This is a genomic window from Dactylosporangium sp. NPDC051484 (assembly GCF_040689395.1).
GTDB lineage: Bacteria > Actinomycetota > Actinomycetes > Mycobacteriales > Micromonosporaceae > Dactylosporangium.
This window is the reverse complement of the sequence record NZ_JBFAZX010000009.1, coordinates 114,793-133,892: the sequence shown is the minus strand read 5'-3', so window position 1 is coordinate 133,892 and position 19,100 is coordinate 114,793. Positions and strand designations below refer to the sequence as shown.

Here is a 19,100-nt window from a genome sequence, read left to right as displayed (position 1 = left end):
ATGAAAGCCTGGGCGGTCGACCTACCGCGTCCACAGGCGCACAGCATCGCTCAATGCGAGACTCCCCCCGTCCCGGTAGGAATCATGACCAACGCCCAATGCGTTGTCAATCGCTATTCTTTCTGATCATTACCGCGCCTGGTCACATCGCGTTTCCACGCCCAGCCGGCACTCGACATAGGACCATATGTACTGTTCAAGGGTGCCGGGAATCCCATCGGCCACCGTTTCGGAAATCGACTGGAAACACGCCCGAAGCACTGATAGGCCCGCCGTGCACGAGTTAACGGCGAGGCAACATTATTTCGGCGATCACGAAATTCCCCATTTCGGAGAACCCTGAACAGGCGAATTCCCATGGCCGGACGCGATTTTTCACGTAATTCCCCAGAGTCGGGGCAGCGGCGACCGGCACTGACCGGCAATCATGTAACCGTATGCCTTGTCCGATCGGAGGGGGCCGATGGCGAGGAGAAGCTTCACGGTCGCGGAGGTGACGGACATCCTGCTCCTCTGGCATGAGGGCCGGACGATCAACCAGCTGTCGAGCGGGCTGGGCGTTGACCGCAAGACGATCCGCAAGTACCTGGCACCGGCGATCGCGACCGGCCACCGCCCGGGCGGCGAGCCGGTGCCGGCGGCGCAGTGGGCGGCACGGGTGGAGGCGTGGTTCCCGCGGCTGTCGAACCCGCGGCTGCGCCGGGTCGCCTGGCCGGAGCTCGACCGGCACGCGCAGTTCGTGCGGGCGCAGCTGGCAGCCGGCGCGAAGCAGTCGGCGATTTGGCGGCGGCTCCGCGACGAGCACGCCCTGGCCGTGTCAGTGGCCACGTTCCGCCGCTGGGTCCGCGCAACGCTGCCGCCCCAGGACGGCGAACCGCCGGCCGGCGCGTCGACCTCGACGGCAGCGCACCGGCGCCCATGAGCACGGCGGCGAGCGGCAGCGCGACCCACGCGCGCAGCGGCCGCGCCCGCACAGCGCGTAGCAGCCGGCCGGCCGGCCACACGATCGCGGCCGGCACAGAGACGGAGGTCGGGGTACTCTGCCGCGGCTGAGTACCCCGGCCTCCGGCGGCCGGTGTTATCCGAATGCTGTCCGAGTCGTTATCCGAGTCCGCCGCGCATCGCGGTGATCAGCTCGCCGTTGCCGGTGTCGCCGGACATCTCCCAGAAGAAGGCGCCGGCGAGGCCCTGGTTCTTGGCGTAGCTCATCTTGCCGGCGATGGTGCTCGGCGTGTCGTAGCTCCACCACTGGTTGCCGCAGTAGGCGTACGCGGTGCCCGCCACGGTGCCGTTCGCCGGGCAGCTGTTCTTGAGGACCTTGTAGTCCTCGATGCCCTGCTCGTAGGTGCCGGGCGCGGGACCGCTCGCGCTGCCGCCCGGTGCGCTCTGCGTGACACCGGTCCAGCCGCGGCCGTAGAAGCCGATGCCGAGCAGCAGCTTGCTTCCCGGGATCCCCTTGCTCTTGAGCTTCTGGATCGCCGCGTCCGAGTTGAACCCGGGCGTCGGGATCCCCGTGTAGGAGGTCAGCGGCGAGTGCGGCGCCGTCGGGCCCTGCGCCGCGAAGGCGCCGAAGTAGTCGTACGTCATGACGTTGTACCAGTCGATGTACTGCGCCGCGCCGCCGTAGTCGGCCGCGTCGATCTTGCCGCCGTTGCTGCCGTCCGCGGTGATCGCGGCGGTGACCAGGCTGCCGGAGCCGAAGCGGGAGCGCACCGCCGACATCAGGTTACGGAAGCTGGCCGATCCGCTGGTGTCACAGCTGAGCCCGCAGGCGTTCGGATACTCCCAGTCGATGTCGATGCCGTCGAACACGTCGGCCCACCGCGGGTCCTTGACGAGGTTGTAGCACGAGTCGGCGAACGCGGACGGGTTGGCCGCCGCCTGGCCGAGGCCGCCGGACCAGGACCAGCCGCCGAACGACCAGACCACCTTGAGCCCCGGGTACTTCCGCTTGAGCTTGCGCAGCTGGTTGAAGCTGCCGCGCAGGGCGCCGGTGTCCCATGTGTCCGCGACGCCGTCCACGCTGGAGGCCGCGTCGTAGGCCTTGTCGTAGTCGGCGTAGCTGTCGCCGATCGCGCACTGGCCGTTGGTGACGTTGCCGAAGGCGTAGTTGATGACGTTCAGCTTCGCGGCCGTACCGCTGGTGTCGATGTTCTTGACGTGGTAGTTGCGGGCGTAGACGCCCCAGTCGACGAAGTAGCCGACCACCCGGTTGCCGCCTCCCCCGCCGCCACCGGACTGCGTGATGGCCGAGACCGGGTTGCTGGCCGCCGAGAGGTTACCGGCCGCGTCACGCGCCTTCACCGTGTACGTGTACGTCGTGCTCGCCGCCAGCCCCGTGTCGGTGTAGGACGTGCCGCTCACCGTCGTGATCGTCGTGCCGCCACGCAGCACGTCGTAGCCGGTGACGCCGACGTTGTCCGTCGAGGCGCCCCACGTCAGCGACACGCTCGACGATGTGGCACCGGTGACGATCGGGGTGCCGGGCACGCTCGGCGGCGTCGTGTCGGCGCCACCGCCGGACTGCGTGGTCGCCGACACCTGGTTGCTGGCCGCCGAGACGTTCCCGGCCGCGTCACGCGCCTTCACCGTGTACGTGTACGTCGTGCTCGCCGCCAGCCCGGTGTTCGTGTACGACGTGCCGGGCACCGTCGCCACGAGCGTCGAACCCCGGTAGACGTCGTACCCGGTGACGCCGACGTTGTCCGTCGAGGCGCCCCACGACAGCGACACGCTCGACGATGTGGTGCCGGTGACGATCGGGGTGCCGGGCACGCTCGGCGGCGTCGTGTCGGCCCCGCCGCCACCACCGCCGGTCACCGCGATGCCGGAGACCGTCGCGTAGCTGGCGCCGCCGTTCATGTTGAACTGCACGTTGAGCTGGCCGTCGGAGACGGTCGTGCTGAACGTCCGGTCGCAGGCGGTGAACGCGCCGCAGGCCGCGAAGATGTCGAACGCGCTCAGCACCGTCGTGCCCTCGATGCGCACGTCGAACTTGCGCTGGCCCGCTCCGTTGGCCCAGTCCTCCACCATCTTCAGCGTGACCTGGTAGGTCCCGTTGGCGACGTCGAACTTGTAGCCGGTCCAGTTGTTGAAGTAGTTGTACGACTGATACAACGCGCCGTCGGCCGTGCCGGCGATCGGCGTGGACGTCGACGAGCCGCCGTAGACCGTGTCGTAGCCCCAGTTGCCGGCGCTGTAGGCCTGGTCGGCGGACCACGCCGCCCCGGTGCTGTCGGTGAGAGCTGCTCCGTGGGCATTGACGCGAATGGGTGCGGTGGCAGCCGCGGCCACGCCGGGAAGGGCCACCAGTCCGGCGGCGACCGGCAGCAGCAGCGCAGTGGCCGTGACCGCACGTCTGAACGGGATTCGGTACCTCATGCCGCGCTCCGAGGGTGAGGATTGGGGTGTGGGTGAGAGCGGGAGGACTACTTTAAAGAAAGTTGCCTAATTGCGCACGGTACTCAGCGCACAAGCACTCGTCAATATGTTCAGCGGCGGTGGCGCAGGCATGAACGACGGCGGCCCGGGTAGGGCCGGTGCCGGGACACCCGAGCAACGGGACGAGGTGCCGCCATGGGCGCTTGGAACAAACGCGACGACATGCTCATCCACACGGCGGAGCCGTTCAACGCCGAACCGCCGCCTGCCGCGCTCGCCGGACACCCGATCACCCCGACCGACACCTTCTACAGCCGCAACCACGGGAACATCCCCCGGATCGACCCCGCCAGCTGGCGGCTGAGCGTCGACGGGCTCGTCGAGCGTCCGCTCGAACTGTCACTGGCCGACCTGCAGAGCCGGTTTGAGCACCACACCGTGGTCGCGACCCTGGCCTGTGCCGGCAATCGCCGCGGCGAGCTCATGGCCGTGCGGGACATCCCCGGGCAGACACCCTGGCGCTCGGCGGCCATCTCCACGGCCCGCTGGACCGGCGTACGGCTGCGGGACGTCCTGGCCGCCGCCGGACCGAGCGGCGAAGCGCACCACATCGCCTTCACCGGCGCCGACCGCGCCACCGGCATCGACCCCGCCCAGCCGTTCGGCGGCTCCATCCCCGCGGACAAGGCGACCAGCGGCGACGTCCTGCTCGCCTGGCGGATGAACGACGAACCGCTGCCCGTCGCGCACGGCGCCCCGGTCCGGGTGATCGTGCCCGGCTACGTCGGCGCCCGCAGCGTCAAGTGGGTCGAACGCATCACCGCCCAGCGGCACCCCTCGTCCAGCTACTTCCAGGCGCTGGACTACCGGGTCCTGCCCGCCGAGACCGATCCCGGCACGGCACCGGCCGGCAGCGGCCTGTCCCTCAGCGTCGCGGCGCTCAACTCCGCCATCCTCACCCCGTCCGAGGGTTCCCACGTCCTCGTCGGCCCGAACCTCGTCACCGGCTACGCGACCGCCGGCGAGCACCGCGCGGTCGCCCGCGTCGACGTCTCCGCCGACGGCGGCAAGAACTGGCGGGTCGCCGACATGGAACACCCGCCGGGCCCGTGGGCGTGGGTGTTGTGGCGCGCCACCGTCAACCTGCCACCCGGACGAGTCGAGATCACCGCACGGGCCTGGGACACCAGCGCCGCCACCCAGCCCGAACACCCCGAACCGCTGTGGAACCCGCTGGGCTACCTCAACACGTCGTGGAGCAACGTCCACCTGATCGCCGCCCTGTAGCCCGTGAGCGCCTTCGTTCGCGAGCGACTGCTCGGCTGGGTCGCCATCGTTCCCGTGCTCGCCCTCGTGGTGCTGGCGTTCACCTGGCACCGCACACTGCCCGGATTCGTCATCGCGGTGGTCGTCGTGCTCCTGGCCGGCGCGGTCCTGGCGGCCGTACACCACGCGGAGGTGGTGGCGCACCGGGTCGGGGAGGTGTTCGGCGCGCTGATCCTCGCGGTCGCGGTCACGATCATCGAGGTCGGCATGATCGTCGCGCTCTCGATCGACGGCGGGACGAAGGCGCAGACCCTGGGCCGTGACACCGTCTTCGCGGCCGTCATGGTGACCTGCAACGGGATCGTCGGCCTCACGCTGCTCATCGGCGCCCTGCGCCAGCACGTGGCGGAGTTCAACGCGGAAGGCACGGGCGCCGCTCTCGCCACGGTGCTCACCCTGGCGACGATGAGCCTGGTCGTGCCCACCTTCACCACGACCCGTCCGGGGCCACGATTCACCCCGGCGCAGCTGGCGTTCGCCTCCGTCGCCTCGCTCGCCCTGTACGGGCTGTTCGTCCTGGTGCAGACCAGGCGGCACCGCGACTACTTCCTGCCGGTCGCGGCCGAGAAAGACTTCATCAACGTCGACGAGCAGAGCGAGCCGCCGCCGGTCAGCGCGGCACTGATCAGCCTGGTGCTGCTGGTCGTGGCGCTGATCGCGGTCGTCGGCGACGCCAAGATCGTGTCACCGGCCATCGAGGCCGGCGTGCAGGCCGCGCACCTGCCGCAGTCGGTGGTGGGCGTCGTCATCGCACTGCTGGTGCTGCTACCCGAGACGATCGCCGCCGCGCGCGCCGCGCAGCGCGACCGGGTGCAGGTCAGCCTGAATCTCGCCCTCGGCTCGGCGATCGCGAGCATCGGGCTCACCATCCCGGCGATCGCCGTCGCCTCGATCTGGATCGGCCAGCCGCTGGTGCTGGGCCTGGGTGGCACGCAGATGGTGCTGCTCGCGCTCACCGGCATCATCGGCGTGCTCACGGTGCTCCCCGGCCGCGCCACGCTCATGCAGGCGGGCATTCACCTGCTCGTGTTCGCCGCCTACCTCTTCCTCGCCGCGAGCCCGTGAACCGTGGTCGCACGGGCTCGCGGCGAGGAAGAGGGCGCTCGTGCGACGCTCAGACGTTGCGGCGGTACTGGCCGCCCACCTCGAAGAACGCATCGCTGATCTGGCCGAGGGTGCAGTACCGCACGGCGTCCATCAGAGCGTCGAAGACGTTGTCGCCCTGGCCGGCCGCCGTCTTCAGCCGCTCCAGTGCCGCCGGGGCCTGCGCGGCGTTGCGGGTCGTGAAGTCGGCGAGCCGGCGAACCTGCGACTCCTTCTCGTCCTCGGTCGCGCGGGCGAGTTCCAGGCCGGTCGTCGCCTCGTCGCCGCCGGGCGCGCCGAGGAACGTGTTGACCCCGATGATGGGCAGCGACCCGTCGTGCTTGCGCTGCTCGTACAGCATCGACTCGTCCTGGATACGGCCGCGCTGGTAGCCGGTCTCCATCGCGCCGAGCACGCCGCCGCGTTCGGAGATGCGGTCGAACTCGGCCAGGACCGCCTCCTCGACGAGGTCGGTGAGCAGGTCCACGATGTACGAGCCCTGCAGCGCGTTCTCCGTCACGGACAGGCCCCATTCGGCGTCAATGATCATCTGAATCGCGAGGGCCCGGCGCACCGACTGGGCGCTGGGGGTGGTCACGGCCTCGTCATAGGCGTTGGTGTGCAGGCTGTTGGCGTTGTCGTAGATGGCGCACAGGGCCTGCAGCGTGGTGCGGATGTCGTTGAAGTCCATCTCCTGGGCGTGCAGCGAGCGGCCCGACGTCTGGATGTGGTACTTCAGCTTCTGCGAGCGATCGTCGGCGCCGTAGCGCTCACGCATGGCGACGGCCCAGATGCGGCGGGCGACCCGGCCGATGACAGTGTATTCGGCGTCCATGCCGTTGGAGAAGAAGAACGACAGGTTGGGCGCGAAGTCGTTCACGTCCATCCCCCGGGCGCGGTACGCCTCGACGTAGGTGAAGCCGTTGGCGAGGGTGAACGCGAGCTGGCTGATCGGGTTGGCGCCGGCCTCGGCGATGTGGTAGCCGCTGATGCTGACCGAGTAGAAGTTGCGCACCCGGTTGGTGATGAACCACTCCTGGATGTCGGCCATGCAGCGCAGCGCGAACTCGGTGGAGAAGATGCAGGTGTTCTGGCCCTGGTCCTCCTTGAGGATGTCGGCCTGGACGGTGCCGCGCACGGTGGACACGGTCCGCGCCCGGATCGCCGCCGCCTCCTGCGCGTCCGGCTCCCGCCCGTGCTCAGCCGTGAACGCCGCGGTCTGCTGGTCGATCGCGGCGTTGAGGAACATCGCCAGGATCGTCGGCGCCGGCCCGTTGATCGTCATGGAGACCGACGTCTTCGGGTCACACAGGTCGAAGCCGGCGTACAGCTCGCGCATGTCGTCGAGGGTGGCGATCGACACTCCCGAGGTGCCGACCTTGCCGTAGATGTCCGGGCGCCGGTCGGGATCGCGGCCATACAGGGTCACCGAGTCGAAGGCCGTCGACAGCCGCGTCGCCGGCTGGCCGGCGCTGAGCAGGTGGAAGCGCTGGTTGGTGCGGAAGGGGTCGCCCTCCCCCGCGAACATGCGGGCCGGCGCCTCGCCGGTGCGCTTGAGCGGGAAGACCCCGGCGGTGAACGGGAACGCGCCGGGCAGGTTCTCCGCGCGCAGGAACCGGACCAGCTCGCCGTCGTCGCCGTCGCGGGGCAGCGCGACGCGCGGGATGCGGCTGCCGGAGAGCGTCTGGCGGGTCAGGGGGCTACGGATCTCCGTCTCCCGGACCCGGTAGACGAATTCGTCGCCGCGGTACGCCTCGCGGGTCGCCGGCCACGCGTCGAGCAGTTCACGGACCTCGCCGGAGAGCTCCCGCTCCGTCGCCTCCAACAGCTGGGCGACGGCCTCCTCGCCGGGCAGCAGGTCACGGGCGGTGGTGAGGTGCTGACGGCGCCGGGCGACGGCGGCCTGCGCCGTGGTGGTCGCGTGGTAGCCGCGCACCGCCTCGGCGACCTCCGACAGGTATCGCTCCCGGCCCTTGGGCAGCGCCGACGTCAGCCCGGTCGACACCCGCCCGGCGACGGGGGTCAGCACGCCCGGGAAACTGGGGAACCCGTGCCCGGACAGCAGTTCCTTGAGGTGGTGGTACAGCGCGGTCACCCCGTCGTCGCCGAAGCGGGCGGCGCTCGTGCCGAAGACCGGCATCTCATCCCATGGCGTGCCGAACTGTTCGCGGTTGCGCACCAGCTGCCGGGCGACGTCGCGTCGCGCGTCCTCGCCGCCGCGGCGCTCGAACTTGTTGATCGCCACGACGTCGGCGAGGTCGAGCATGTCGATCTTCTCGAGCTGGCTGGCGGCGCCGAAGTCGGGCGTCATGACGTACAGCGAGACGTTGGAGTAGCCGGTGATGGCCGCGTCGCCCTGGCCGATGCCGGGCGTCTCGACGATGACGAGGTCGTTGCCGGCGGCCTGGCACGCGGCGACGACGTCGGCCAGATGCGCGGGAACGGTGCCGTCCTGCACGCGGGTCGCCAGCGACCGGAAGTAGACCACCCCGGGCGCGATGCTGTTCATCCGGATGCGGTCGCCGAGCAGCGCCCCGCCGCCGCGGCGGCGGGTCGGGTCGATGGCGACCACGGCGACCCGCAGCTTGTCCTCGCAGTCGCGGCGCAGCCGCCGGACCAGCTCGTCGGTCAGCGACGACTTGCCGGAGCCGCCCGTGCCGGTGATGCCGAGCACCGGCACGGGGCGCCGGCGGGCCGCCTCCCCCACCGCGGCGGCCAGGTCCGGGTCGGCGCCCGCCTGCAGCGTGGTGATCGCCCGGGACAGGGCCGTCTCGTCGCCGGCCAGCAGCGCCGCCACGTCGACCTGGCCGCGCACCGGGTCCGTGTCGCACTCGCGGATCAGCACGTTGATCATGCCGGGCAGGCCCAGCCGCTGGCCCTCCTGCGGGCTGAAGATGCGCACACCGCGCTCGCGCAGGGCCGCGATCTCCTCCGGCACGATCACGCCGCCGCCACCGCCGTAGACCCGCACGTGCCCGGCGCCGCGCTCGGCGAGCCGGTCGACGAGGTATTCGAAGTACTCGACGTGTCCGCCCTGGTAGGACGAGATCGCCACGCCCTGCACGTCCTCCTGCACGGCCGCGGTGACGACCTCGTCGACGCTGCGGTCGTGCCCGAGGTGAATCACCTCGGCGCCCTGAGCCTGCAGCAGCCGGCGCATGACGTTGATGGCTGCGTCATGGCCGTCGAAGAGGCTCGCCGCGGTGACGAAGCGGACGGGATTGGCCGGCACGTGGAGACTCATGGGCTAGATAGTAGGGTGTCCGACTATATGACGTCCACACAGCTACCCCGACCGCTATCATGACCTTCGTGTCGACCAATAGCGGCCTTCCCCTCGACCCGATCGCCGAGGCACGCCGGCTGTGGGCCGAGCACGGCTGGGCACACGCCGCCGACGGCATGGCCGCGGTCACGTCCCTCATGCGCGCCCACCAGATCGCGCTGGCCCGCGTCGAGGCGGTGCTCAAGCCCCACGGCGTGACCTTCGCCCGATACGAGGTGCTGATGCTGCTGTATTTCAGCCGCAAGTCCTCGCTGCCCATGGCCCTCATCGGCGAGCGGCTCCAGGTGCACCCGACCAGCGTCACCAACGCCGTCGACCGCCTCGAGGCCGCCGGGCTCGTGCGGCGCACCCCACACCCGGCCGACCGCCGCTCGACCATCGTCGAGCTGCTCGACGCGGGGCGCGAGCTCGCCGAGGCCGCGACGGCCGAGCTCAACACCGAGGTCTTCGCCGCACCCTGGCTGGCACCGGCGACCGTCGGCTCACTCATCGAGGTGATCACGGAGCTGCGCCGCAACGCCGGCGACTTCTGACCCGGCCGAGCCAGGAGCGGGCATCGATCGGCGCGCACCGCCCGTCATCCCCGCCGCGGGCGAATCCATCCGTCGCCCAGCCGGAACGACAGCCGCCACCAGGCAAAACGTTCGCGGCGAGGGCAGAACGCCGGGCCGCCGCGCGCACCTTGTCAGTTCCCCGCAGGGGGTTCACCTACGTATACGCAGCCGTTATGGTCATGACGTTCGCTGCGTCGGCCGTCACTGTGGAGGGTGACACCGCGGCGGACCCGCTGAGTCGTGCTCGCACGAACCGGGGAACCAAGCGCAACTGGGGTGAATCCGAGCGGCCACGCGCCGTGAGGTAGGGCGATCCTCCCGCCCGAATCCGTCAGCTAACCCGGTAGGCGGTATCGGAAGGAGCATCACGTGCACACCCTCGCCCTCGCATGGCGTCACACCTCGACCCGCGGCCCCGGAAGCCGACCGGCACAGCAAGGGCATCGCCCGGTCCGGTAACCGTTCCCGGCGCGCCCACCGGTCGCACCGGCACACCAGGCACCCACCCCACCGTCCCCTGTGGACGGGCGATGGCCCGTGCCCTCGTTCCGTGCCGGCCCGCACCAGCGGCGCCGCCGTCCGCAGTCCAGCAGCAGCCGCGTTCTCAGCACAACTGTCGAGGTTCTCGTGAAATACCGCAAGCAACACCGTCCACCGGTCGTGAGGTCGCCTCATGCCTGCCGATGAGCCCGAGCCGCGCCGGCGCGGCCTGCGTCACCTGCGACGTTACCGCCGCGGCCGCCACTCGGCGGCCCGCACGAGGACCGGCCTGTACTCGGCCGGGGTCGTCATCGCGTTCGCGGCGATCGGTTCGCTGTTCCTATCCCCGTCGCCCGGCACCGCACCGGACAACACCGTGGCACAGGCCGAAACCGCGTATCAGAGCGACGGCGAACGGGCGGCGGACGCCGAGAACCGCGCGTCGCGTGGCGACGCGCGCAGGGGCGACGAGCCCGGCCGGCAGCCGTCGTCCCCGGCCGGCACGCAGCCGAAGCAGTCACCGGCGCAGAGCCCTCCGTCACCCGCGAATACCACTGCCGCGGCCCCGCCGAAGCCGGCCACGTCGTCGCCGACGGTCCACAGCCCCGTCGGCGGGCTGGCCCAGACCGAGATGAACAACGCCGTCACGATCATCCAGGTCGGGCAGCAACTGGACCTGCCGCACCGCGCCTTCGTGGTGGCGATCGCGACCGCGTTGCAGGAAAGCCATCTGCGCAACCTCGCGAACCCCAACGTGCCGGACTCGCTCAACCTGCCCAACGAGGGCGTCGGGAGCGACCACGACTCGGTCGGCCTGTTCCAGCAGCGGCCGAACTGGGGTAGCGTCACCCAGCTGATGAATCCGGCCGAGTCCGCGCGCCGCTTCTACGCGGCGCTGATGAAGGTCTCCGGCTGGGAGCAGATGCCGGTCACCGTGGCGGCGCAGACGGTGCAGGTGTCGGCGTTCCCGGACGCCTACGCCAAGTGGCAGACCCTCGCGGAGCAGGTCGTGAGCGCCGTCGCGTAGTACATGCCGCCGGCTGCGGCGCCCGGCGGGGCGCCGCAGCCGCAGGCTCAGCGCGGTCTTCCTCCTGGCCGCACGGAGGTTCCCGGCGGATGGCGGGAAACTTGCGGTACGTGGCAATCTCGCCACTGTCGGCCCGGACCCGGCGGTGCGACGCTGCACGGGCGACGGAAGGGGGCGGTATGGCCGAGGGGAACCACCGCGTGGTCGTGCTGGTGCTCGACGGGGCGAAGCCGCTCGACGTGGGCATCCCGGCCCAGGTGTTCACCAGCCGCCCGAGCATGCCCTACGAGGTGCACGTGTGCGGCGCCGCCCCGGGCCTCGTCACCGGCGGCGACGGCCTGTCCTACCAAGTGGCCGAGGGGCTCGACGCCTTCGCCGCCGCCGACACGATCTTCCCGCTCAACCGCCGGACACGCCCACCACGTCACCGGCGTGGTGGGCGCGCTGCAGCGCTACGGCTGCCTGGGCTACCCTGCGGACATGCTGCTGGAGGCCCCCGACGAGATGCACCAGGTGACGGTCGACGAGCAGTCGCCGCGCGACGCCGAGACCGGCGCGGTGACGTCCTGAGCACCGCCTGGACCGAGCCCGGGGCCTTCGAGGAGGCGCCCGGCGTCCACCGCATCCCGCTGCCGCTGCCGCAGGACGGCCTGCGGGCGGTCAACGTGTACGCGCTCGCCGTCGCCGACGATCTCGTCCTCATCGACGCCGGTTGGGCCATCCCCGAGTCGCGGGCCCGGCTGATCGATGCCCTCGACGGGCTGGGCCACGCACCGGCGGACATCCGCAGGTTCCTCGTCACGCACGTGCACCGCGACCACTACACGCAGGCGGTCGCCCTGCGCCGCGAGTTCGGCACCCGGATCAGCCTCGGCGCCGGCGAGCGCACGACGATCGAGCACGCGCACGACGCCAACCGGCCGACGCTCGAGGGCCAGCTGCGCATCCTCGCACAGATGGGCGCGCAGGACCTCGTGCGGGAGATCGCCGCCAGTGTGCCGAGCGGCTCGCCGGAGGACCAGCGGCGGTTCTGGGAGTACCCCGACGACTGGTTCGACGGCCAGGAGACGCTCCAGGTCGCCGGGCGGACCCTCACGGTGCTGCCGACGCCCGGCCACACCAACGGTCACGTGGTGTTTCACGACGAGGCCGCGGGCGTGCTGTTCGCCGGCGACCACGTACTGCCCGAGATCACCCCGTCGATCGGCTTCGACGCCGCCGTCGCGCCCAATCCGCTGCGCGACTACCTGGGTTCGCTGGCGCTGATCCGCTCCCGGCCCGACGCGCTGTTGCTGCCCGCGCACGGCCCGGCGGCCCCGAGCGTGCACCGCCGCGTCGACGAGCTGGTCGAGCACCACGGCGCCCGCCTGGAGCAGACCGAGAAGGCGGTCGCCAGCGGCGCGGAGACCGGGCTGGAGGTCACTGCGCGGCTGCCGTGGACCCGCCGCGAGCGCCGCTTCGACGACCTCGACCTGTTCAACCGGATGCTGGCCGTCTGTGAGACCGCCGCCCACCTCGAGCTCCTGGTCTCGCAGGGCCGCCTGCACGCCGAGCGTGACCAGTCCCTGGACGGCCCGATCCGGCGGTTCCGCACCGCCTGACCGGGCCGCACGGCCGCTCGAAGCCCTCATCGCCCATGACGGCGCCGCTGCGCCGCGCGTAGCGCGCGGCGTGCGGCGCCATGCGGTCCTGAGCCTGAGCCGGCATCAGACCAACATCAAGCAAACATCAGGCCGACATTTCAATATCGAAGTCCCCTCGTCCAGACCCTCGCCGCACCCCTCGAATTAACGTCGATCACCGTGAATACTTTGGACATTGGGCCTAATTGACGTCTTTCGAATGATCTCATTCTTCCCCCGCAGCGTGACCGACGCTATTGTTCGGGCCAGCGACAGCCACTGCACGGAGGGAGGTCAACCATGAAGGGCGTGCGCAACCTCTAAGGAGCCAGGTCACCTCGACGCTGCGCCGGCACTCGCGGAAACGCGGCCGGCGCAGGCTCTTTCCTCCCGACGTCGACAAGGACGGGAATGCACGCGACACATCGCATCACTGTGCCGTTCGAAGGCGAAGGCGACGGCGTCGAGGACCTGACCTGGGGACAGTTCGCCGCCTGGCGATCGATGCAGGTCATCGAGGCCACCGAGTGGACCGGCGGCACGATGCCGCTCGACGCCGGCACCACCGTGCAGGACATCGCGACCCTGCTGGGCTTCATCATGAGCCGCCACCAGTCGTTACGCACCCGGCTGCTGCTCGACAGCGACAACCCCCCGAAGCAACAGCTGGCCCGCGGCGGCGAGATCACACTCGAGGTGTACCGCGACGACGGTGACCCCGAGCGGCTGGCGGCCGCCGTCCGCGAGCGGTATGAGGCAGCCTACTGGGATCCGGCCACCGACTGGCCGGTGCGGATGGCAGTGATCGCCGACGGCGACCGCGCCGTCCACCTCGTCGCCCTGTACTGCCACATGGCCATCGACGGATACGGCTTCGAGGCGCTCGTCGCCGACCTCGCCAACCTCGAACCGGACACCGGCCGGCAGCTCGCCCCGGTGGACGGCATCCAGCCGCTCGCGCTCGCCCGGGCGCAGCGCGACCGGTCCGCGCGACGGCAGCACGAGGCCTCGCTGCGGTACTGGGATCGCCACCTGCACGCCATCGAGCCGCGCCGCTTCGCCGAACCGCTCGTCGCGCAGGACGAGCGATGGTGGGAGGCCACCCTCACGACGCCCGCGACGGCCCTCGCCCTGGCCGCGATCGCCGAGCGGACGAAGGCGCACACCGGCACCGTCCTGCTCGCCGCGTACGCGGTCATGCTCGGGCGTCTCTCCGGACAGCCGGTCGGGGCGTTCCGCATCGTCGTGAGCAACCGCTTCCGGCCCGGCTTCGCCGCTTCGGTGAGCAACCTGGCGCAGGCCGGCCTCGCCGTCATCGACACCGCCGCCGACACGTTCGACGAGGTCGTCGCCCGCGCCTGGAGCAGCCAGCTCGCCGCCGGGATGCACGCGTACTACCACCCCCGCGACCTCTGGGCGCTGGTGGACCGGGTCGGCGCAGAGCGCGAGACCGAGCTCGACACCCTGTGCTACTTCAACGACCGCCGCCGCTCGGCCGCGCAGGCGCCCGCCGGCGCGCTTCCCACGCCGTGGCAGATCAGCGACGCGCTGCCTCGCAGCAGCCTGCGCTGGGGTCCCCGCTCCAGCGAGTTCGACGCCACCTGCTACCTGCACGTCGATGCCGTCGCGGACGGCATCGAGCTCACCTGGCGGGTGGACACCGCCTCCGTGTCGCCCGCGATGCTGGAGACCTGCCTGCGCGGCATCGAGTCGCTCGTCGTGACCGCCGCGCTCGACCAGGCCACCGCGGTCACGGGCCGGACCGGGTAGCCCGGCGCCGCCGGCCCGGCGCGGACGGCAAGCCCACACGCCTCGTCGACGACGGCGACTGTCTCAGCCGCCCTCGCGCTCGCCGTCCGCGGTCATCGCGCCCTGGCCGGGCTGGTTGGGCAGGAACACGTGCTGATGGCCGTGGCCGGTGTCGACGTTGAGCTGATCGAGCTGGGTCGCGCCGATCGACCAGCTCGCGATGGCGCTGTCGCGCTGACGCGAGGCGAGGTCCAGCAGCGCCGGGCGCACGTCGTCGCCGGCCTTCAGCGCCGCGGCGTAGGTGTCGACGGCGAGGTCGAGCTGGCGCGCCCCGGCGGCGAGGCCGGCCCGGGCGACGTTGACGGCGGTGCCGGCCGACGGCGGATTCGCGAACTCGCCGGCGCCCTGGCGGGTGGCCGCCTTCCAGCCCTCGGCCTGGGCAGCGGTGGCCAGCGGACCGGGGGCGGCGCCGTGCGGCAGGGCCGTGTACAGCCCGTCGAGCGTCGAGCCGAGCAGGTCGCGCACGCGGCGGGCCTGATCGGTGAGCGCGACCACCTGGTCGGCGTCACGCTGGACGTCGGCGGCCTGCATCGCGTCGATGCGTTTCTGCTGCTCCGTGCGCGGGTCGGCGGTGGCGGCACCGACCAGGGCTCCGATCAGGGCACCCACGGCGAGGGCGGCGGCAAGGGCCGGATAGATCCAGCGGGGCAGCGACGGTCGGCCGGTGGTGCGGACAGCACCGCGAGCGCCCGGGCGGGGTCGGATGCGATTGGTCATGCTGCTGCACGCGGCTTCGGCGAGGCAGGACGCACTGGCCCTCCAGAAGACGGCCCGGGGCTCGCCGAAGACCTCCGGGCGGACGTTGGTAGGCCGCCGAGTCTAGCGCTCCCCGCAGTGCCGGTGGAACCACGATCCAGCATCTGCTCGCGCTGCCGGCGTCCGGGCGGTCCATGCGTACATCGCGATGCGACGGCTCGTTATTGAAAATGAAAACGCGTATCGTCTGGCGCGTTCACGCAACTGAGCCTCACCTCTTGCCCGAGGAGCACAACCATGCGCCCTTCCCGGCGTCCCATAGCCGCCTTCGCACTCGCCGCCACACTGACGGCACCACTCACCGCGTGCGGCGACAACACCACCGCGCAGCCCGCCGCGGCCGACGGCGGCAAGCTCGCGGTGGTGGCCACGACCACCCAGGTCGCCGACTTCGCCCGCAACATCGGCGGCGACAAGGTGACGGTCACCCAGATCCTCAAGCCCAACATCGACCCGCACGACTACGAGCCGACCCCGGCCGACATCACCGCGATCGGCGCCGCCAAGGTCGTCGTGAAGAGCGGCATCGGCCTGGAGAGATGGCTCGACGAGACGATCTCCTCCGCCGGGTTCAAGGGTGTCACCGTCGACGCCAGCACCGGCGTGAAGATCCGCCAGGGCAACGGTGACGAGGAACAGAAGGACGGGGATCCGCACATCTGGCACAACCCCCGCAATGCCAAGATCATGGCCCAGAACATCGAGAAGGCATTCGCCGCCGCCGACCCCGCCGACGCGGCGATCTACCAGAAGAACCTGGCCGACTACTCGGCGAAGCTCGACAGGCTCGACGCCGACATCCAGGCGAAGATCGACAAGCTGCCGCCCGACGGCCGCAAGCTGGTCACCAACCACAATGCGTTCGGTTACTACATCGACCGCTACCAGCTGGAATTCGTCGGCTCGATCATCCCGAGCTTCGACACCTCCGCCGAACTGTCCGCCAAGGACGTCGACGACATCGTCTCCAAGATCAAGAAGACCGGCACCAAGGCGGTCTTCTCCGAAAGCTCGCTGCCGCCGAAGACCGCCGAGGCGATCGCCAGGCAGGCCGGCGTGAAGGTCGTCGCCGGCGAGGACGCGCTCTACGGCGACACGCTCGGCCCGCAGGGCTCGGCCGGCGACACCTACCTCAAGATGGCGGAGCACAACACCGACGTCCTCGTGCAGGCCCTCGGTGGCTGACCCGGCGGCTACTCCCCCGGTAGTGGAAGCGCTGCACATCGACCACGCGGCGATCGCCTACGACGCCGAGCCGGTGCTCACCGGGGTCACCGGCCGCGTCCACGCCGGCGAGGTGGTGGCCCTCATCGGCCCGAACGGGGCCGGGAAGTCCACGCTGATCAAGGCGGTCCTGGGCCTCGTCCCGGTCGTCGGCGGCACCGTCACCGTGCTCGGGCGGACACCTGCGGCGGCCCGCCGCGACGTCGCCTACGTGCCGCAGGCCGACATCCTCGACCCCCAGTTCCCGGTCTCGGTCGCGCAGGTCGTGCTGATGGGCCGCTACCGGGAGGTCGGCTGGCTGCGCCGGCCCGGCCGCGACGACCGGCGCATCGCCGCCGAGGCCCTCGCCCAGGTGGGGCTGGCCGAGCGCGCCCGGGCGACCTTCGGCACCCTCTCGGGCGGGCAGCGCCAGCGCGTGCTGCTCGCCCGGGCGATCGCCCAGCGACCCCGGCTGCTGCTGCTCGACGAGCCGTTCAACGGCGTGGACCTGGTCAGCCAGGACGCCCTGCTGGGCGCGCTTCGCGGGCTCAAGCGGCAGGGCACCGCCGTGCTCATCTCCACCCACGACCTCGCCCTCGCCCAGCACGTCAGCGACCACGCCTGCCTGCTCAACCGGCGCATGTTCGGCTTCGGCCCCACCGGCGCCACCCTCACCCCGGACCTGCTGCGCGCCACGTACGGCAACCAGGCCCTCGAACTGCACGGCGACCAGATCGTCGTCGCCCACCACTGAGGCAGCCACCGTATGCACGCCACCCTGGTCGAACCGTTCGCCGTCCCGTTCATGGCCCGCGCGCTGACCGAGCTGTTGCTGCTCGCCGGCCTGGCCGGCGTCGTCAGCACCCATGTGCTCACCCGGCGCCTCGGCTTCGTCGCCGACGCCATGACCCACACCGTCTTCCCCGGCATCGTGCTCGGCTTCCTCACCGCGGGCGTCGACGGCGTCCTGCCCGGCGCCCTCGCCGCCGCCGCGGTCACCGCCGTCCTGCTCACGCTGCTCACCCGGTCCCGCCGGGTCACCGACGACACCGCCCTCGCCGTACTGCTCGCGGCGATGTTCGCCGTCGGCGTCGTGCTCGTCTCCCGCCGCGCCTCCTACACCGCCGACCTCACGTCGTTCCTCTTCGGCCGGCTGCTCACCGTCACCACCGGCCAGATCGCCCAGACCGCCGTCGTCGCCGGGCTCGTCCTGATCACGCTCGCCCTGCTGCACAAGGAACTGCTGTTGCGCGCGTTCGACCCGCAGGCCGCCGCCGCCATGGGCTACCGGATCTGGCTGCTCGACCTCGTGCTCAACCTCGCCGTCGCGCTCGTCGTGGTCGCCGCCGCCCAGTCAGTCGGCACCATCCTCGTCATCGCCCTGCTCGTCGTCCCCGCCGCCACCGGGCGGCTCATCAGCGATCGCATCGCGCCGATCACGCTCGCCGGCGTGGCCGTCGCCGCGCTGTCCGGCTACCTCGGCCTCGCCATCAGCTACCGCGCCTCGGTCTCCCACGGCCTGCGCCTGGCCGGCGGCGCCACCGTCGTGCTCACCCTGGTCGCCGTCTACCTGCTCACCCTGCTCGCCGGCGGGCTCGCGCGGGCGGTACAGTCCCGGAGGACATCCGATGCGGTGGCTTGACGTCGCGTTCAACCGCGCCCTGCTGGAATCGGTCCTCGTCGGCAGCATGTGCGGGCTCATCGGCGTGCAGGTCGTCCTGCGCCGCCAAGCGTTCTTCACCATGGCCATGACCCACGCCACCTTCCCCGGCGTCGTCATCGCCGCCGTCATCGGCGTCAACCTCTACCTCGGCGGCGCCGTCGCGGGCGTGCTGGCCGCGCTCACCGTCACCGCGCTGTCCCGCCGCCGCGGCCACGACGTGAGCACGGCCACCGCGGTCGCCCTGGCCGCCGGGTTCTCCCTCGGCGTCGTCCTGCTGTCCGCGCAGAACGGATTCACCAAGAACCTCACCGCCTACCTCACCGGCTCCATCCTCACCGTCGACGAGCAGGACCTGATGGTGGCGGCCGCCGTCACCGCCGGCGTCGTCCTCGTGCTCGCCGCGGTCCACAAGGAACTGCTCTACGCCGCCTTCGACCGCCACGGGGCCCGGGCCGCCGGCTACCGTACCGGCGCCATGGACCTGCTCGTCCTGATACTCATCGAGGCTGTGGTCGCGACAACGGTGCCGGCCATCGGGACCATCCTCACCCTCGCCCTCGTCGTCGCCCCGGCCGGCGCCGCCCGCCTGTGGACCGACCGCATCGCCAGCATGACCGCCTTCGCCGTCGCGGTCGCCGTGTGCAGCGCGGTCGGCGGCCTGTACCTGTCCCGCGCGTTCGACATCGCCGCCGGCGGTGCGATCAGCCTCCTGGCCGCCGCCTGCTTCATGCTGTCGACGATGTTCGCACCGCGGCAAGGCCTGATCGCCCGCGCCGCTCATCGCCGCCGACGCCGCAGGACACCACCGGCGGGCGAACCCGACCGGGCGGCGCACGGCGAACCGGTGCCCGCGACCGGGCGGTGAAGGGAAGGGGGTCCGCCACCGCCGCGGCATGCGCACGTCGCGACG

General features: G+C 71.2%; 14 protein-coding genes and 1 riboswitch. Of the genes, 11 read left to right on the top strand and 3 right to left on the bottom strand.

Going from position 1 to position 19,100, the window contains the following annotated elements:
- The first annotated feature begins 463 nt into the window (after positions 1 to 463).
- The gene (locus AB0367_RS18190; RefSeq protein ID WP_366227487.1) at positions 464 to 922 is read left to right on the top strand and encodes a hypothetical protein; all 459 of its coding nucleotides are present in this window, start codon (positions 464 to 466) and stop codon (positions 920 to 922) included.
- Positions 923 to 1,101: 179 nt separating this feature from the next.
- Here AB0367_RS18190 and AB0367_RS18185 read toward each other — a convergent pair whose 3' ends face one another.
- On the bottom strand, positions 1,102 to 3,381 hold the full coding sequence (locus tag AB0367_RS18185) for a glycosyl hydrolase family 18 protein (RefSeq protein ID WP_366227486.1): 2,280 nt from the start codon (positions 3,379 to 3,381) through the stop codon (positions 1,102 to 1,104).
- A 195-nt stretch (positions 3,382 to 3,576) separates the two neighbouring features.
- Between AB0367_RS18185 and AB0367_RS18180 the strand changes: the two genes are divergently transcribed.
- Both AB0367_RS18180 and AB0367_RS18175 read left to right on the top strand, forming a co-directional pair.
- Positions 3,577 to 4,668 carry a sulfite oxidase gene (locus tag AB0367_RS18180; protein WP_366227485.1) on the top strand — a complete coding sequence of 364 codons (1,092 nt, stop codon included), beginning with the start codon at positions 3,577 to 3,579 and terminating at the stop codon, positions 4,666 to 4,668.
- Positions 4,669 to 4,671: 3 nt separating this feature from the next.
- The gene (locus AB0367_RS18175) at positions 4,672 to 5,772 is read left to right on the top strand and encodes an ionic transporter y4hA (protein ID WP_366227484.1); all 1,101 of its coding nucleotides are present in this window, start codon (positions 4,672 to 4,674) and stop codon (positions 5,770 to 5,772) included.
- A 49-nt stretch (positions 5,773 to 5,821) separates the two neighbouring features.
- Here AB0367_RS18175 and icmF read toward each other — a convergent pair whose 3' ends face one another.
- Complete coding sequence (gene icmF, locus AB0367_RS18170) at positions 5,822 to 9,034, bottom strand: fused isobutyryl-CoA mutase/GTPase IcmF (RefSeq protein ID WP_366227483.1); 3,213 nt, start codon at positions 9,032 to 9,034, stop codon at positions 5,822 to 5,824.
- A gap of 68 nt (positions 9,035 to 9,102) precedes the next feature.
- On the opposite strand from icmF, the gene AB0367_RS18165 reads away from it, so the two are divergent.
- The 4 genes from AB0367_RS18165 (at position 9,103) to AB0367_RS18150 (ending at position 14,529) form a co-directional block, all read left to right on the top strand.
- A complete protein-coding gene (locus tag AB0367_RS18165; protein WP_366227482.1) occupies positions 9,103 to 9,609 on the top strand; it encodes a MarR family transcriptional regulator in 507 nt (168 codons plus the stop codon).
- A gap of 242 nt (positions 9,610 to 9,851) precedes the next feature.
- Positions 9,852 to 9,995: riboswitch (cyclic di-AMP (ydaO/yuaA leader) on the top strand.
- Positions 9,996 to 10,303: 308 nt separating this feature from the next.
- Positions 10,304 to 11,137: a hypothetical protein gene (locus AB0367_RS18160; protein WP_366227481.1), complete on the top strand. Its 834-nt coding sequence runs from the start codon at positions 10,304 to 10,306 to the stop codon at positions 11,135 to 11,137.
- Positions 11,138 to 11,316: 179 nt separating this feature from the next.
- Complete coding sequence (locus AB0367_RS18155) at positions 11,317 to 12,738, top strand: MBL fold metallo-hydrolase (RefSeq protein ID WP_366227480.1); 1,422 nt, start codon at positions 11,317 to 11,319, stop codon at positions 12,736 to 12,738.
- A gap of 432 nt (positions 12,739 to 13,170) precedes the next feature.
- A complete protein-coding gene (locus tag AB0367_RS18150) occupies positions 13,171 to 14,529 on the top strand; it encodes a condensation domain-containing protein (protein WP_366227479.1) in 1,359 nt (452 codons plus the stop codon).
- 63 nt (positions 14,530 to 14,592) lie between these two features.
- Here the strand turns inward: AB0367_RS18150 and AB0367_RS18145 are convergent, their stop codons facing one another.
- On the bottom strand, positions 14,593 to 15,285 hold the full coding sequence (locus AB0367_RS18145; protein ID WP_366227478.1) for a hypothetical protein: 693 nt from the start codon (positions 15,283 to 15,285) through the stop codon (positions 14,593 to 14,595).
- A 276-nt stretch (positions 15,286 to 15,561) separates the two neighbouring features.
- Between AB0367_RS18145 and AB0367_RS18140 the strand changes: the two genes are divergently transcribed.
- Genes AB0367_RS18140 through AB0367_RS18125 form a run of 4 tightly spaced genes read left to right on the top strand, consistent with a single transcriptional unit; the run spans position 15,562 to position 19,055 of the window.
- Positions 15,562 to 16,509, top strand: coding sequence for a metal ABC transporter substrate-binding protein (locus AB0367_RS18140; protein WP_366227477.1), 948 nt, complete (start codon positions 15,562 to 15,564; stop codon positions 16,507 to 16,509).
- Positions 16,510 to 16,531: 22 nt separating this feature from the next.
- Entirely contained in the window at positions 16,532 to 17,281 is a 750-nt protein-coding gene (locus tag AB0367_RS18135; RefSeq protein WP_366227476.1) for an ABC transporter ATP-binding protein, read from the top strand.
- 12 nt (positions 17,282 to 17,293) lie between these two features.
- On the top strand, positions 17,294 to 18,169 hold the full coding sequence (locus tag AB0367_RS18130; RefSeq protein ID WP_366227475.1) for a metal ABC transporter permease: 876 nt from the start codon (positions 17,294 to 17,296) through the stop codon (positions 18,167 to 18,169).
- Positions 18,156 to 19,055, top strand: a complete 900-nt coding sequence (locus AB0367_RS18125; RefSeq protein WP_366227474.1) for a metal ABC transporter permease — start codon at positions 18,156 to 18,158, stop codon at positions 19,053 to 19,055. Before AB0367_RS18130 ends, AB0367_RS18125 begins: the two co-directional genes overlap by 14 nt.
- Positions 19,056 to 19,100 lie beyond the last annotated feature (45 nt).